The following is a 15,898-nucleotide window of genomic DNA, read 5'->3' on the forward strand; positions in this document are numbered from 1 at the left end:
AGTAAAATGAAAATGAAAAAAGGCTTATTGGATATTTTAAAAGGCAAGTTTTTGGTTAGCGGTGACGCACCTAAAAACTGGCTTTTTTTACTATTCGCTTCCTTTTTAGCTGCCATGATGATTTCAAGTAGTCACCAAGCTGATAAAAAAGTGCACGAAATAGCTGCACTAAATGAAGAAGTGAGAGCCCTACGAAGCGAGTTTGTAGAGACGCGTCGCGATTTACAACAACTCAAATTAGAATCATCCTTAAAGCATACGATTGCCTCTAAAGGTTTGAAACCGTCAGTTAGCCCTCCACAAAAGATAATAGTTAAAGAAACTCGATAGTGGCTATAAGCGAAAAAAATATCATGAATAGATTGTACCTGATTGCAGGAGGTCTTTTGGTGTTCGCAATTGCCGTGGTGGTGAAGTTGATTGATATACAAATGGTTAAGGGGGTTGAATATAAAGAACTCGCCATGGAAAAGACCGAGTTTATGTTTACTATTCAACCTAATCGTGGTAATATTTATGCAGATGATGGTAGTCTTTTGGCAGCATCAGTTGCCAAATATGAGATTCGCTTTGATGCAAATACGGTTAAGAAGGAAGATTGGGATAATAATATTGATTCGCTTTGTGATTCTTTAGGAGTGCTTTTTAATAAACCTTCTGCTTACTATAGCCAATTATTCAGAAAAGCTAGAGCGAATAAAAATGGATACAAATTAATTGCACGTAATGTTGAATACCTAGAATATGCGCGTATGCGCAAATTTCCATTATTTAGATATGGACCTAACAGAGGTGGATTCATGGAAACTCACCGTGTAGTTAGAGAATATCCTTTGGGTAAAATGGCTGCTCGTAGCATTGGGTATGAAAGAGTTGATGAAGAAGGTCATATTACAAGGGTAGGCCTCGATGGTGCTTTTGGTTCAACTTATTTAAGAGGAAATGAAGGTAAACGTTTAAAACAAAAAAGTGCTGGTGGCGAATGGAAGCCAGTAGGTTTTGATAACATTATTGAGCCTCAAGATGGGCGTGATATAGTTACCACAATTAATACAAATATTCAAGATATAGCGCATCAAGCTTTACTAAAACAGTTAGAAGATTACAAAGCCGATCATGGTACTGTTGTGGTGATGGAGACTAAAACTGGAGAGATTAAGGCAATATCCAATTTAGGTAGAACGGATGAAGGTAAATACTACGAAAAATTAAATTATGCTGTTGGAGAGTCGCACGAGCCAGGATCTACTTTTAAATTAATGTCCATGGTGGCTGCATTAGAAGATAAGGTAATCGATACCAGTTCCATTGTGGATACCGAAAAAGGAAGATGGCGAATTTATGATCGTACCGTAAAAGATTCAAAATGGGGAGGTTATGGAAAAATATCAATGGCTAAAGCATTCGCGATCTCCTCTAATACCGCTTTTGCCAAAATGATTCATGAGAATTATAAGGCGAATCCAGAAGATTATGTTAATCGCTTGATGAACATGGGGCTTCACAAAAATTTAGAACTACCTATTATGGGTGAAGGGCAACCTGTATTGCGTTATCCCGGCGATAATGGTTGGTCCGGTATTTCCTTAGCTTGGATGTCGCACGGGTATGAAGTGGCGATGACCCCCTTGCAAACATTGGCCTTTTATAATGCCATCGCCAATGATGGTGAAATGGTTAGACCACGATTTATTAAACAGGCAAGAGTTGGTAATAAAGTATTGAAGGAATTTAAAAAAGAAGTTATCAACCCTTCTATTTGTTCAAAAGAGACCATTAAAAAAGTGCAACAATTATTGAAAGATGTTGTTGAAAAGGATTATGGTACAGGAAATGGTTTGTATTCTAAAAACTTTTCCATGGCAGGTAAAACCGGTACATGTCAAAAGAATTATGTAGCCAAAGACCCAGATAAACTGGCTTATATATCATCATTTGTAGGATATTTTCCTGCGGACAACCCTCAATATTCGTGCATTGTTGTTATTCATGAGCCGGATAAGAGTGTTGGATATTATGGGGCCGACGTTTCAGGTCCGGTATTTAAGTCTTTAGCTGAGAAAATTTATATCACTTCGCCAGTAGCAGACGAGGTAGTTCCGCAAAACCATAAATCAGACCGTAGTGATCAATCCTACAAATCTTTTTATACACATGTTCAAAAACAATATCAGGTAATACCTGATTTAAAAGGAATGTCAGGTATGGATGCGGTTGCGATTTTAGAAAATCTTGGGGTTCAAGTCGAAGTTCAAGGTAATGGAAAAGTAAAACAACAATCCGTTGCTAAAGGAACCAATATTAAAGAAGTTGAAAAAATAGTCTTACAACTATCATGAAGTTATTAAAGGACATATTATATGGGGTTGGTCTTTCTGCTGTTTCAGGAGATACCAATGTTATGGTTAATAGTATGCATTTTGATTCTCGTAAAGTTGAAATGGATGATGTTTTTGTGGCTATCAAAGGTCTAGTGACTGATGGTCATAAATACATTAAAACGGCTATAGATGCTGGTGCCAAGGCAGTAGTGTGCGAGGTTATGCCAAGTATTCTTGTAAACGGTGTAACCTATTTACAAGTTGATAATGGGAATAGGGCTTTAGCCATAATGGCTTCTAATTTTTATGAAAACCCTTCTAAGAATTTAAAATTAGTTGGGGTAACAGGTACGAATGGAAAAACTACTGTTACCTCATTATTATATAGTCTTTTCAAGAAGGCAGGATACAAAGTAGGGCTAATATCTACTATCAAAATAATGGTAGACGAAGTTGAATATAAGACTACACATACAACACCAGATGCATTGACGATTAATTATCATTTATGCTTAATGAATGAAGCAGGGGTTGAATTTTGCTTTATGGAAGTTAGTTCACATGGAATTCATCAAAAAAGAGCTGAAGGTCTGAAATTTGAGGGAGCAATTTTTACCAACCTTTCTCATGATCATCTTGATTATCATAAAACGTTTGCTGAGTATCGTGACACTAAAAAGAAATTATTTGATGGTTTGCCTAAAACATCATTCGTACTTACCAATCTAGATGATAAAAATGGCATGGTAATGCTACAAAATACTAAAGCAAAAAAATATACTTATGCCTTAAAATCATTTGCAGATTATCGTGGTCAAATTTTAGAAAACCAAATCAATGGTCAATTATTAAAGATTGACGAAAATGAACTATGGTCCAAATTAATCGGTGATTTTAATGCCTATAACCTTTTAGCTATATACGCCACAGCTGAATTATTAGGCTTAGAAAAGTTAGAGATTTTAAGACTCATTAGTGAATTAGAAAATGTAGATGGAAGGTTTCAATACTTTATATCAAAAGAAAAAATTACAGCAATAGTTGATTATGCCCATACACCGGATGCATTAAAAAATGTGTTGATTACAATCAATGCGTTGAGGACTGGAAATGAAAACGTCATCACCGTAGTGGGGTGTGGTGGTGATCGTGACAAGTCTAAGCGTCCGGTTATGGGTCATATCGCTTCTGAAATGAGTAATCAAGCCATTTTTACTTCTGATAATCCAAGAACAGAGTCACCTGAAACTATTATAGAAGAAATGGAAGGCGGAGTTGAACCGCAAAATGTAAAAAAAATTCTGTCTATAGAGAATAGAAAACAAGCCATTAAAACTGCTTGCAAATTAGCGGCTGCAAATGATATTATTCTCGTAGCTGGAAAAGGTCACGAGACCTACCAAGAAACCAATGGAACTCGTGTTGATTTTGATGATTTTAAAGAAATCAAAGCAGCACTGATAAGTTTAAATAAATAGACAATGCTTTATTATCTGTTTGAATACTTAGAGCAACAATACCAACTACCTGGAGCGTCACTTTTTCAGTTTTTGACATTTCGGGCGGCTTTAGCGGTATTAATATCATTGCTTATTGCTGTAGTGTATGGTAAACGAGTGATTTTGTTCTTGCAAAAAAAGCAAATAGGAGAAAGTATTAGAGATTTAGGGTTAGATGGGCAAAAACAGAAAGCAGGTACACCAACAATGGGCGGTTTGATTATCATTATGTCGACCTTGGTTCCTGTATTATTGTTCGCTGATTTAAAGAATATTTATGTCATTTTATTGATAATTACCATGCTTTGGATGGGGGTTATTGGCTTTATAGATGACTATATTAAAATCTTTAAAAAAGATAAGAAAGGACTTAAAGGAAGATTTAAAATAATGGGTCAAGTTGTTCTTGGACTTATCGTTGGTATTGTCCTTTATTTTCACCCATTAGTAACAATGAAAGAGAAGGATAGTTCGATAATAACAGAACAATTCACTGTTGAACGTGTCATTGGTAAAGAGAAAAAATCTGTTAGAACTAATGTTCCTTTCTTTAAGAATAATGAATTGGACTATGCAGATTTTATTGCATGGGCAGGCGATGGAATGGAGAAATACGCATGGCTGATTTTTATTCCGGTTGTCATTCTTATCGTTACGGCCGTTTCTAACGGCGCAAATTTGACGGACGGGATTGATGGTTTAGCGGCTGGATCATCGGCTATAATAGTATTAACACTTGGTATTTTTGCCTGGGTTTCAGGTAATATTCAATTCTCGAATTATCTAGATATTTTTTACATACCACGGGTGGGTGAATTAGTGGTGTTTATAGCGGCTTTTGCAGGTGGTTTGGTAGGTTTTTTATGGTATAATGCGTTCCCTGCTCAAGTATTTATGGGTGATACGGGTAGTTTGACAATAGGTGGAGTAATCGCTGTTATTGCCATTATAGTTCGCAAAGAATTATTGATTCCAATTCTATGTGGAATCTTCTTTGCTGAATCCATATCAGTAATGTTACAAGTAGGTTATTTCAAGCACACTAAAAAGAAGTTTGGTGAAGGTAAGCGCATTTTTCTAATGGCACCACTACATCATCATTATCAGAAAAAATTATATCACGAAAGTAAAATTGTTACTCGCTTTTGGATTATAGGAATTCTATTGGCAGTAGTGAGTATTGTGACCTTAAAAATAAGGTAGTATGAAACGCTTAGTTATACTTGGCGGAGGAGAAAGTGGAGTAGGCACAGCCATTTTGGGAAAGCAAAAAGGATTTAATGTTTTTCTTTCTGATAAAGGAAAAATTAAAAAAAAGTATAAAGACGTTCTTAAACATTTTGAGATTGAATGGGAGGAAAGCCAGCATAGCAATTCTAAAATTCTAGATGCCGATTTGGTTATGAAAAGTCCAGGAATTCCAGATAAAGTACCTCTAGTAAAAGAAATTGTTCAGAAAGGGGTGTCAGTTATTTCAGAAATAGAATTTGCTTCGAAATATACAGATGCAACTATTTTGGGAATTACAGGAAGCAATGGAAAAACAACAACAACCATGCTAACCAATCACCTGCTAAAAGAAGGTGGTTTGAGTGTAGGTATGGCAGGCAATATTGGTGACAGTTATGCCAAAATGGTTTCTGAAAAACCTTTTGAAAATTATGTTTTAGAAATCAGCAGTTTTCAATTAGATGGTATTATTGACTTTAAGCCAAAGATTGCTATCCTAACAAATATTACACCTGATCATTTAGATAGGTATGAGTATGAATTTGAAAAGTATATAGCATCCAAGTTTCGTATTGCTATGAATCAAGATGAAAACGACTTTTTGATTTATGATGCTGATGATGAAGTTATTGCCAATTGGCTAAATGAGCACCCAGTTCAATCCAAATTAGTTCCGTTTTCTCTAAATAGAGAGCAAGAATTTGGAGCGTGGCTTAAGAATGAAACCATAATAATAAATATACAACCTAATAATACCATAGAAATGAGCACAGATTTTTTAGCCTTAGATGGCCAGCATAATGTTAAGAACACCATGGCAGCTTCATTGGCAGCTCTTTTGGTGAATGTGCGAAAAGAAAGCATTCTTAAAAGTGTAGAGTCTTTTCAAGGCGCACCTCACAGACTAGAGAAGGTATTAAAGATTAATCACGTGGAATATGTAAATGATTCCAAAGCAACAAATGTAAATGCAACTTATTATGCATTAGATGGTATTAAAAAACCTATTGTGTGGATAGTAGGTGGAGTTGATAAAGGAAATGATTATTCAGAATTAATGTCTATGGTACGTGAAAAGGTGAAAGGAATTATTTGTCTTGGTATGGACAATACTAAACTTATTGAAACTTTCGGTAATGTAGTTGAACCACTTGTCGAAACCTTTTCAATGGAAGAAGCTATAAAGGTTGCTTATAAGATTGCTGAACGGGGTGATACGGTTTTACTGTCACCGGCATGTGCAAGTTTTGATTTGTTTGAAAATTATGAGGATAGAGGTAATCAATTTAAAGCCGCGATAAAAAAATTATAAATAAATGTTAGCACTGTTTAAAAACTTAAAAGGAGATAAAGCAATTTGGGCTATTGTTGCCCTATTAGCCTTGTTTTCTTTTTTGCCAGTATATAGTGCAGCCGCGAACCATGTTTTTTCTGGCGGTAAATCGTTTATGTATCTAATGACAAAACAAGCTGCTTTATGGGTACTTGGTTTTGCAATTATTTACTCGGTCCATAAAATACCTACTCATTATTTTAAAGGTTTGTCGCTTATAGCCATGCCAGTTGTTTTGGTTTTATTAGGCTATACACTTACGGTTGAAACAGAGATTGGTGGTGCAACGGCTAATAGATGGATAAAAATACCTTTTGTTGGTGTAAACTTTCAAACATCAACTTTAGCTTCCGTAGTACTTATGATATGGGTGGCAAGGTACTTAAGCAAAATAAGAGATAAAAAAATCACTTTTAAAGAAAGCATTTTACCCCTTTGGTTGCCTATTATTCTTGTTGTTGGTCTTGTTTTACCTGAAAATTTTTCTACTGCTGCTATAATTGGCTCTATAGCTTTCTTACTCTGTTTTATGGGGGGATATCCTTTGAAGTATTTAACGGCTATTGCAGGTACAGGTATAGTTTTAATAGGTCTGTTTGTCACTGTTTTAATGACCAATCCTGAAGTTATTCCGTCATCGAGGGCGGTAACTTGGAAAAATCGAATTGAGCGTTTTTGGAATGGTAAAGAAGCTAACGATAGAGTGCTTTCTCAGCTCGATAAGTCTAAAATGGCAATTGCTGAAGGAGGTATTTTAGGTAAGGGAGCTGGTAAAAGTGTGATGAAAAATATATTACCTGAGAGCGATTCTGATTTTATTTATGCAATTGTAATAGAAGAATATGGACTTGCCGGAGGTTTGGCGCTTTTATTTTTTTATATGCTATTGCTCTTTAGAGTTGTTGTCGTAGCGAATGGAACCAAGACTGTTTTTGCCAAATTATTGGTCATAGGAGTTGGTCTTCCTATAGTTATACAAGCCTTTGTTCATATGGCAGTTACCGTCGGTTTGTTTCCGACAACTGGGCAACCTTTGCCACTTGTGAGCAGGGGAGGGACTGCAATTTGGATGACCTGTCTTGCTATCGGTATTGTTTTAAGTGCAAGCGATAAAAAGCAGGAAGACCCAAATGTTTTGAATATAGATGAAAATAATCCTTTAGAAGTATTAAGTGGGCAATTATAAATTCATAATTTCTGGAGGAGGCACAGGTGGGCATATTTATCCGGCCATAGCCATAGCAAATGAATTGAAAAGAAGATTTAAGGATGCTGAGTTTTTATTTGTTGGCGCTAAGGATAAAATGGAAATGGAAAAAGTACCACAGGCAGGATATAAAATTGAGGGCCTCTGGATAAGTGGATTACAACGGAAACTAACCTTTAAGAATTTAATGTTTCCTATAAAATTGATAAAAAGTTTGTTAAGAGCACGAAACATAGTGAAAAAGTTTCAACCTGATATTGCAATTGGCACAGGTGGATTTGCTAGTGGACCATTATTAAAAATGGCGGCTATTAGCAAAGTGCCTTATGTACTGCAAGAACAAAACTCTTTTGCAGGGCTAACAAATAAAGTGTTGGCAAAAAATGCTGAAGTTATATGTGTGGCTTATGATAATATGGAGCGTTTTTTTTCAAATGGAACTATAGTAGCTAAAACGGGTAACCCTGTACGTTCAGATTTAATAGAGATTAAAGTTGATAAGGACGAAGCCTCTGATTTTTTTGGACTTCATAACAACCAACCAATTTTACTAATTCTAGGTGGTAGTTTAGGGTCCAGACGTATAAATCAGTTTATAGAAAAAGAACTAAGTTTCTTTAAAGAACTAGGTGTTCAATTATTGTGGCAATGCGGAAAGCTTTACTACGAGGAATATAAGAAATACGATTCTGATATTGTAAAAGTAAAGTCTTTTTTAAATAAAATGGACTTTGCTTATTCCGCAGCTGATTTTATCATTTCTAGGGCTGGAGCTGGTTCAGTTTCAGAGCTCTGTTTGGTGGGTAAACCAACCCTTTTTATTCCATCTCCAAATGTGGCAGAAGACCATCAAACTAAGAATGGAGAAGCATTGGTAAAAGAAGATGCGGCAATACTAATTAAAGAGAAAGATTTGGATACAAGTTTTGAGGCCACTTTTAAAGCTCTAATGAAATCCAAAGAAAAACAACAAATTTTAGCAACAAATATTAAGAAATTGGCTTTGCCATATGCAACATTAGATATCGTTAATTTAATTGAAGGTATACTAAAACTCAATAAAATATTACAAAATAAAAAAAAAGAAGCCGCGATGCGTTGGCCAAGATTTAATAAATGGAGATTTTAAATCTAGTTTTAAGTCGAATTTTTAAAATAGAATAGGACACTAAATTTTGAATTTAAAAAACATACATAACGTCTACTTTATTGGTATAGGTGGTATCGGTATGTCTGCACTTGCCCGGTATTTTAGGTTCCTCAATAAAAATGTTGCCGGTTATGATAAAACTCAAACTCCACTTACAAATGAATTAATTGAACTTGGTATTTCAATACATTTTGAGGATGATATAAGTCTTATTACAGAATCTTTTAAAACAACCTACAATTCCTTAATTGTTTATACACCTGCTGTACCAGAAGAACATTCAGAATTACAATATTTCAAAGAGAATAATTATGAAGTCAAAAAACGTTCAGAAGTTTTGGGAATCATTACAGAGGATACTTTTTGTTTTGCTGTGGCGGGTACGCATGGTAAAACAACTACATCGAGTATACTTGCCCATTTACTTAAAGAAACGAACACACCACTAACCGCTTTCTTAGGCGGAATCTCCGAAGACTTTAATAGTAATTTTGTTCTTGAAGGAACAGAATTTTCTGTTGTTGAAGCTGATGAATATGACCGTTCTTTTTTACAGCTTTCCCCAAATGTGGCATGTGTTACATCCATGGATGCTGATCACTTAGATATTTATGGTACGGATAAAGCTCTTCAAGAATCATTTAAAGACTTTATAAATAAAATAAAACCGAGTGGAAAATTATTAATCAGGAATGGCCTTCCACTTGAAGGAACTACATACGGAATTGAGGATGACTCCGATTATGTAATCAATAATATTAAGATTGAACAAGGTACCTACATATTTGATTTGAAGACTCCGGAAGAAACGATCAGCAATGTGCGTTTCAATAAACCGGGTAAGCACAATTTGCTTAATGGATTAGCTGCTTTTGCAATGGCGGTACAGGTCGTTTCCCAACCATACCGCCTAGCTGAAGCTTTATCTACATTTAAAGGTGTTAAACGTAGATTTTCATATCAAATAAAGGAAAAAGATTTTGTTTTTATTGATGATTATGCACATCATCCAACTGAGATTAATGCAGTTTATCAAGCAGTTACCGAGATGCATCCTGATAAAAAGGTAGTTGCAATTTTTCAACCACATTTATTTTCTAGAACAAAAGATTTTATTGATGGTTTTGCAACAAGCCTTGCAAAATTTGATACCGTGCTATTACTAGATATTTATCCAGCAAGAGAAAAGCCAATAAAAGGGGTTAACTCCTCTTGGTTGTTGGAACAAATAGATAATCCTAATAAAAAATTAATCAAAAAATCAGAATTGATTAATGAGATTAATGAATGTAGGCCCGAAGTATTGATTACAATGGGTGCAGGGGATATCGGGCTTGAAGTGAATAATATTAAAAATGAATTGGCATATGCAAATTAATTGGAACTTTTTAAAATTTACAGGGTTGTTATTGACTGTAATAGCTCTATACGGATTTGCAGATTACAGAAGTAGGTCTAAAAATATTGAGACTATTTCTATTAAGTTTTTAGGAGACAACGATTTATATCTGACAGAAGATGCAGTTAATAAATTGTTAATACAAAATTATGGGGGCGTCAAAAATACGGCAAAAGAACAAGTAGTTTTGAATACCATAGAGACGATTATTGCGTCTAATGAAATGGTGAAAAGTGCCCAAGTCTATCTCTCAATAGAGGGAGAACTTATTTCTAAAATTGTTCAAAGAAAACCAATTGGTAGGGTAGAAGGAATCTCCAAATTTTATTTGGATGATACTGGTCGTCGCATGCCATTATCTCGTTATCATTCGGCAAGAGTGCCAATAATAACAGGTAAGGTTACAGGTAAGAGTTTAGAAGATGCTTATGTTATTTTGGATTATGTGAATAAAGATGACTTTTTACGAAAAAATGTGATTGGAATTCATATTGAAGATGAAGGAAAGTATCAATTGAAATTTAGGATTGAGAATTTTGTAGTGAATTTGGGTGGTGTAGAAAACCTTGATGAAAAATTTAAAAATTTTATGGCCTTCTATATAAAGGCAGCGAAAGATAGAACTTTAGAGAACTACGCAGTAGTAAGTTTAGAATTTGACAATCAGGTTGTTTGCACAAAAATATAACATATGGAACAGGGTAATTATTCAGTTGGTTTAGATATTGGCACTACCAAAATAGTGGCAATAATTGGTAAAGAAAATGAATACGGGAAAATAGAAATATTAGGTACCGGTCGCTCAAAAAGTCTTGGTGTTCACCGTGGAGTAGTAAATAATATTACGCAAACCATATCTTCAATTCAACAAGCCGTTGAACAAGCCGAGGTTAATGCTGGTTTACAAATTGGTTCAGTGGTAGTTGGCATTGCTGGTCAGCATATTAGAAGTTTACAGCACAGCGATTACATCACAAGGCCAAATGCTGAAGAAGTAATAGATGATGAAGACTTAGATAAACTATGCAACCAAGTTTATAAGTTGGTTATGCTGCCAGGTGAAGAAATTATACATGTATTACCTCAAGAATATAAAGTTGATGGTCAATCGGAAATTAAGCAACCTATTGGCATGTACGGTGGACGTTTAGAGGCAAATTTTCATGTTGTCGTGGGCCAGGTAACTTCTATTAAGAATATTGGGCGTTGTATCAAAAGCGCGGGGCTAGATTTAGCCAATATAACCCTTGAGCCTTTGGCATCTGCAGAGGCTGTTTTAAGTCAAGAAGAAAAAGAAGCTGGTGTGGCATTGATTGATATAGGAGGTGGTACTACAGATTTAGCCATTTTTAAAGATGGTATCATACGTCATACTTCTGTGATTCCTTTCGGTGGTAATGTAATTACGGAAGATATTAAAGAGGGATGTTCTATAATAGAAAAACAAGCTGAATTATTGAAGATGAAATTTGGTTCCGCTTGGCCAGGTGAGAATAAGGATAATGAAATTGTTTCTATCCCTGGTTTAAGAGGTCGTGAGCCTAAAGAGATAACACTAAAAAACCTTTCGAAAATAATTCATGCCCGTGTAGTTGAAATTATTGAACAAGTCTATGTAGAAATAAAGAACTATGGACATGAAGAACAAAAAAAGAAACTAATTGCAGGTATTGTTTTGACTGGTGGCGGTAGTCAATTAAAGCATTTAAAACAATTGGTTGAATATATTACTGGTATGGATACCAGAATTGGATACCCAAATGAGCATTTAGCTGGTGATTCAGATGAAGAAATTGCAAGTCCGTTATACGCTACTGCTGTTGGGCTATTAATGAATGCTTTAGAAACAAATTCAAAGAATTTTGAACTTGAAGAATCTTCTGAAGAAAAGACACTTGAACATGAAGAAGTTTTGGCAGGTCATGAAGGAATGCAGGCTAATTCGGTTTCAAGCGTTACCCAGAAAGAACGTAAATCCATATTTGACAAATGGTCTGAAAAATTAAAAGATTTTTTAGATAACGCAGAATAAAAACACCCACAATAAATAAGAGCACCATGAGTAAGAACAACGAATTTGAAAATATATCCTTTGATTTACCAAAGAATAAAAGTAACGTCATTAAAGTAATTGGAGTCGGTGGTGGTGGTAGCAATGCTATCAACCACATGTTTCGAGCAGGTATTAATGGTGTAGACTTTGTAATTTGTAATACTGATTCTCAAGCCTTAGAAAACAGTTCAATTCCAAATAAAATTCAACTAGGGGTTTCGTTAACTGAAGGTTTAGGTGCTGGTGCCGACCCATCGGTTGGTGAGCAAGCTGCAATGGAAAGTATGGAGGATATTAAGACCCTGTTGGAGCAAAACACAAAAATGGTCTTTATCACGGCTGGTATGGGAGGTGGTACTGGTACAGGAGCTGCTCCAATTATAGCAAAAACAGCAAAAGAATTGGGTGTTCTTACTGTTGGTATCGTTACAACTCCATTCCAATTTGAAGGTGCACATCGATGTGGTCAAGCGCAACAAGGTATTGCTAAACTTCGTGATAATGTTGATTCTCTAATCATAATCAACAATAATAAATTAAGAGATATTTACGGAAACCTAGGCTATAAGGCAGGTTTTTCCAAAGCAGATGAAGTGTTATCTACAGCTGCAAAAGGCATAGCTGAAGTAATAACTCATCATTATACTCAAAATATTGACCTTAGAGATGCAAAAACAGTACTCTCTGATAGTGGTACTGCGATAATGGGCTCATCTACCGCTTCTGGTTCTGCAAGAGCGAACGAAGCTATTACAAAAGCCCTAGATTCTCCATTACTTAACGATAATAAGATTACTGGAGCTAAAAATGTACTACTACTTATAGTTTCTGGAGGTCAAGAAATTACAATTGATGAAATAGGTGAAATCAATGATTTCATTCAAATGGAAGCAGGTCATTCAGCTAATATTATAATGGGTATTGGTGAGGATGATGAATTGGGTGACGCTATTGCAGTGACAGTTATTGCAACAGGTTTTAATAGTGATCAACAAGATGAAATAGTCAATACAGAAACAAAGAAGATAATTCATACTTTGGAAGATGAGCAAAAAGCAGTTCAAAACCTTGGAGGAGAAGAAACTGTAGATTCTTCTATCACACAGCCAATATTTGAAGAACCAGTCATCAAGCATCAATTAGAAGAAGAACTTGATGAACAAGAAGTACAGTTACCAGAATCTGATTTAATACCGACTACAAATTATATCAAAAATTTCAATGTTTTTTATGAGGAGGTAATTCCTGAAACAGTTGAAGAGGTTATTGCTACAAATGTTGAAGATGAATTTATTATTATTGAAGCAAAGAATATTCTTAACGATATTGAAGTTGTTGAACCAGAAGAAGTTTCTGCTGCTTCTCAAGAAGAAGACCAAATTGCGTTTTCTTTTGATATGCCTTTAAATAAAGATAAAACTGATGATAAAGTAAAAGAAAATACTATTGTATTTGATTTAACAGATGAAGCTCGAGAAGTTGATGTTAATGAGTATGTTGAGGTAAGCCCTGTATTAGACTTCAATAAGGAAGGTGAGACGCGCTATAACCTTGAAGAGTATATGGAGCTAGAATCTCAATTGACAGGAGCTAGGTCAGTAGCCGAGACTCATGAACCTAAACTAGTAGAAGATGAGTTGGTTTTTGAGAAAAAGACAATTAAAGTAGAAGCAGCAACTGGTGGAGAAAACTCTACAGGCAGCGCTGACCCGATGAATAGTTCTATAGATGATATGCTAAAAGATAGAGCTGACGAAAGGCGCAAAAAATTAAAAAACTTCAATTACAAATTTCAGAATAGTAGAAACAGTATTGATGAGATAGAGAAGCAACCAGCTTACAAAAGACAGGGTATTGATTTAGATGAGAATCCTACCGAGCAAAAAGTATCAAGAATGAGTTTAGGTGAAGATAGTAATGATGAAATTCAATTACGATCAAACAACTCTTTTTTGCATGATAATGTTGATTAGTAGTGTTTAAATTGTTTCCATTTTAATGGAATTGCTAAACCCGAAAGTGATATCAACTTTCGGGTTTATTTTTTATCTTCGCAGCCCTAAAACAAGAGAAAATGAGTTTGCAAGAAAAAGTTATGACTGAAATGAAGGCTGCTATGAAAGCTAAGAATACTGTAGCTTTAGAATCATTGCGAGCAATTAAATCAGCAATTTTATTAGCGCAGACTGATAAAGGTGCTGGAGGACAACTTTCAGAAGAAGATGAAGTGAAATTAGTCCAAAAATTGGTAAAACAAAGAAAGGATAGTGCCACCATATTTACAGAACAAGGTAGAGTTGATTTGGCAGAACCTGAGTTAGCGCAGGTTGCGGTGATAGAGCAATTTTTACCTGAGCAGTTAACAGCAGAAGAAATAGAAAAAGTAGTTTTACAAACTATTGATACTACAGGTGCAACCGGCATGAAAGATATGGGAAAGGTTATGGGTATGGTATCTAAAGAATTAGCAGGTCAAGCTGACGGTAAAACCATTTCTTCAATAGTAAAGGCTAAACTTAGTTCATAAAAATAAGGCCACGTAGCTCAGCTGAATAGAGCACTGGATTTCGGCTCCAGCGGTCGGGGGTTTGAATCCCTCCGTGGTCACAGAATAAATATTTTCATAAAAACGCCAAGTTTACTTGAGCGTTTTTTTGTTACTAATACTTTCAAATAGTAGATAATTAGAAAGGGATTTTAAATTCTTTGAAAATATTTCATAAAGTGTTGATATTGAATATTTTTTCAAATTTTTTAGGCAGCTCAGCGGTGAATCTTAGCTTTTCTTTGGTCATTGGATGGAGAAATTCCAAAGAGTAGGCAAATAAATACATTCCTTTACCCTTTAATATTTTACCTTCATCCCCATAAGTTGCGTCTCCTAAAATAGGATTACCAATACCTGATAAATGTTTACGTATTTGATGTTTTCTACCCGATTTAGGCTTTAGTTTAACTAGATTGAGCTTACCAAATCTTTTTGACAAAACCGAGTGACACACTTTAAAAGTGGTCTCTGATTTCTTACCATCAATATCATGTGAAATTAAGCCATTCATGCTCATTTCACCAATAGTGACCGCGTAATATGTTTTCATTACTTTTTTGTTTTCAAACTGCTCATTTAATAAACGAATGCTACTACTTGTTTTACCAATTAATAAAACACCGGATGTAGCATAATCTAAACGATGTATTGGTTGTGGTTTAGTAGTATCAACAGCATTACTTGGTTTTAAATTCTGTTCTAAGGCGTTAGCGATAGTTTTAAAACCATTACCACTAACCAGAATACCTGCTGGTTTATAGATAACTGCGAAGAAATCATCTTCAAATAAAATGTTAAGAGGTAATATCAGTCTTCGAGAAGAACTAATTTTTTTAGGAATGAATAACTCAATAGTTTCTCCTCCCTTAATCATTGTTGCCGTAGTGGCAACGAATCCATTAACAGTAATTAGTTGTTTTTTTAATACTTTCTTTAAGGCGGATTTAGTTTGAATAGCATTGAAGATTCCTACCCCATATTCTTGTAAACGTATAGGATTCGAAATTACTGGAGTAATATGTATTTCTGATTCAGGAATGTTTTTGATTTCTGATACTCAATTTATAGTATTTGATTTAGAATATCAAGACGAATAATATTTAAAAAAACACAAGAGGCTTGCAATCGCAAGCCTCCTGGTTTTCTATATTAAATTCA

At 35.0% G+C, this 15,898-nt stretch carries 14 protein-coding genes and 1 tRNA gene; 14 read left to right on the top strand and 1 reads right to left on the bottom strand.

Annotated features, from left to right (window positions below; genetic code table 11):
- Positions 1 to 12 precede the first annotated feature (12 nt).
- The 13 genes from RM542_RS05965 (at position 13) to RM542_RS06025 (ending at position 14,799) form a co-directional block, all read left to right on the top strand.
- Positions 13 to 330, top strand: coding sequence for an FtsL-like putative cell division protein (locus RM542_RS05965; RefSeq protein ID WP_311384801.1), 318 nt, complete (start codon positions 13 to 15; stop codon positions 328 to 330).
- Entirely contained in the window at positions 330 to 2,339 is a 2,010-nt protein-coding gene (locus RM542_RS05970) for a penicillin-binding protein (protein ID WP_311384802.1), read from the top strand. The genes RM542_RS05965 and RM542_RS05970 overlap by 1 nt, the downstream gene beginning before the upstream one ends.
- A complete protein-coding gene (locus tag RM542_RS05975; protein ID WP_311384803.1) occupies positions 2,336 to 3,799 on the top strand; it encodes a UDP-N-acetylmuramoyl-L-alanyl-D-glutamate--2,6-diaminopimelate ligase in 1,464 nt (487 codons plus the stop codon). Before RM542_RS05970 ends, RM542_RS05975 begins: the two co-directional genes overlap by 4 nt.
- 3 nt (positions 3,800 to 3,802) lie before the next feature.
- Entirely contained in the window at positions 3,803 to 5,023 is a 1,221-nt protein-coding gene (gene mraY, locus RM542_RS05980) for a phospho-N-acetylmuramoyl-pentapeptide-transferase (RefSeq protein WP_311384804.1), read from the top strand.
- A 1-nt stretch (position 5,024) separates the two neighbouring features.
- A complete protein-coding gene (murD, locus tag RM542_RS05985) occupies positions 5,025 to 6,362 on the top strand; it encodes a UDP-N-acetylmuramoyl-L-alanine--D-glutamate ligase (protein ID WP_311384805.1) in 1,338 nt (445 codons plus the stop codon).
- Positions 6,363 to 6,366: 4 nt separating this feature from the next.
- The gene (locus tag RM542_RS05990) at positions 6,367 to 7,569 is read left to right on the top strand and encodes an FtsW/RodA/SpoVE family cell cycle protein (protein WP_311384806.1); all 1,203 of its coding nucleotides are present in this window, start codon (positions 6,367 to 6,369) and stop codon (positions 7,567 to 7,569) included.
- Positions 7,556 to 8,719: an undecaprenyldiphospho-muramoylpentapeptide beta-N-acetylglucosaminyltransferase gene (gene murG, locus RM542_RS05995; protein ID WP_311384807.1), complete on the top strand. Its 1,164-nt coding sequence runs from the start codon at positions 7,556 to 7,558 to the stop codon at positions 8,717 to 8,719. Before RM542_RS05990 ends, murG begins: the two co-directional genes overlap by 14 nt.
- Positions 8,720 to 8,765: 46 nt before the next feature.
- Entirely contained in the window at positions 8,766 to 10,118 is a 1,353-nt protein-coding gene (gene murC / locus RM542_RS06000; protein WP_311384808.1) for a UDP-N-acetylmuramate--L-alanine ligase, read from the top strand.
- Positions 10,108 to 10,827 carry a hypothetical protein gene (locus RM542_RS06005; protein ID WP_311384809.1) on the top strand — a complete coding sequence of 240 codons (720 nt, stop codon included), beginning with the start codon at positions 10,108 to 10,110 and terminating at the stop codon, positions 10,825 to 10,827. The genes murC and RM542_RS06005 overlap by 11 nt, the downstream gene beginning before the upstream one ends.
- Before the next feature lie 3 nt (positions 10,828 to 10,830).
- Positions 10,831 to 12,171 (top strand): cell division protein FtsA, encoded by a 1,341-nt coding sequence (gene ftsA / locus RM542_RS06010; RefSeq protein WP_311384810.1) that lies wholly within the window; start codon positions 10,831 to 10,833, stop codon positions 12,169 to 12,171.
- A 26-nt stretch (positions 12,172 to 12,197) separates the two neighbouring features.
- The gene (gene ftsZ, locus RM542_RS06015; RefSeq protein WP_311384811.1) at positions 12,198 to 14,165 is read left to right on the top strand and encodes a cell division protein FtsZ; all 1,968 of its coding nucleotides are present in this window, start codon (positions 12,198 to 12,200) and stop codon (positions 14,163 to 14,165) included.
- Positions 14,166 to 14,266: 101 nt separating this feature from the next.
- Positions 14,267 to 14,719: a GatB/YqeY domain-containing protein gene (locus tag RM542_RS06020; protein ID WP_311384812.1), complete on the top strand. Its 453-nt coding sequence runs from the start codon at positions 14,267 to 14,269 to the stop codon at positions 14,717 to 14,719.
- 6 nt (positions 14,720 to 14,725) lie between these two features.
- Positions 14,726 to 14,799: transfer RNA gene (locus RM542_RS06025), tRNA-Arg, on the top strand.
- A 110-nt stretch (positions 14,800 to 14,909) separates the two neighbouring features.
- Here RM542_RS06025 and RM542_RS06030 read toward each other — a convergent pair.
- Complete coding sequence (locus RM542_RS06030) at positions 14,910 to 15,614, bottom strand: RluA family pseudouridine synthase (RefSeq protein ID WP_311384813.1); 705 nt, start codon at positions 15,612 to 15,614, stop codon at positions 14,910 to 14,912.
- Between the two features lie 85 nt (positions 15,615 to 15,699).
- On the opposite strand from RM542_RS06030, the gene RM542_RS06035 reads away from it, so the two are divergent.
- On the top strand, positions 15,700 to 15,837 hold the full coding sequence (locus tag RM542_RS06035; RefSeq protein WP_311384814.1) for a hypothetical protein: 138 nt from the start codon (positions 15,700 to 15,702) through the stop codon (positions 15,835 to 15,837).
- Positions 15,838 to 15,898: the final 61 nt, after the last annotated feature.

Origin of the sequence: Croceitalea sp. P059 (genome assembly GCF_031846365.1) — a bacterium.
GTDB classification, from domain to species: domain Bacteria; phylum Bacteroidota; class Bacteroidia; order Flavobacteriales; family Flavobacteriaceae; genus Croceitalea; species Croceitalea vernalis.

Excerpts from the sequence above, each read along its gene's own strand:
- RM542_RS05965 (WP_311384801.1), top strand. The coding sequence starts at position 13 with ATGAAAAAAGGCTTATTGGATATTTTAAAAGGCAAGTTTTTGGTTAGC.
- RM542_RS05975 (WP_311384803.1), top strand. The coding sequence starts at position 2,336 with ATGAAGTTATTAAAGGACATATTATATGGGGTTGGTCTTTCTGCTGTT.
- mraY (WP_311384804.1), top strand. The coding sequence starts at position 3,803 with ATGCTTTATTATCTGTTTGAATACTTAGAGCAACAATACCAACTACCT.
- murD (WP_311384805.1), top strand. The coding sequence starts at position 5,025 with ATGAAACGCTTAGTTATACTTGGCGGAGGAGAAAGTGGAGTAGGCACA.
- RM542_RS05990 (WP_311384806.1), top strand. The coding sequence starts at position 6,367 with ATGTTAGCACTGTTTAAAAACTTAAAAGGAGATAAAGCAATTTGGGCT.
- RM542_RS06005 (WP_311384809.1), top strand. The coding sequence starts at position 10,108 with ATGCAAATTAATTGGAACTTTTTAAAATTTACAGGGTTGTTATTGACT.
- ftsA (WP_311384810.1), top strand. The coding sequence starts at position 10,831 with ATGGAACAGGGTAATTATTCAGTTGGTTTAGATATTGGCACTACCAAA.
- ftsZ (WP_311384811.1), top strand. The coding sequence starts at position 12,198 with ATGAGTAAGAACAACGAATTTGAAAATATATCCTTTGATTTACCAAAG.
- RM542_RS06020 (WP_311384812.1), top strand. The coding sequence starts at position 14,267 with ATGAGTTTGCAAGAAAAAGTTATGACTGAAATGAAGGCTGCTATGAAA.
- RM542_RS06030 (WP_311384813.1), bottom strand. The coding sequence starts at position 15,614 with ATGATTAAGGGAGGAGAAACTATTGAGTTATTCATTCCTAAAAAAATT.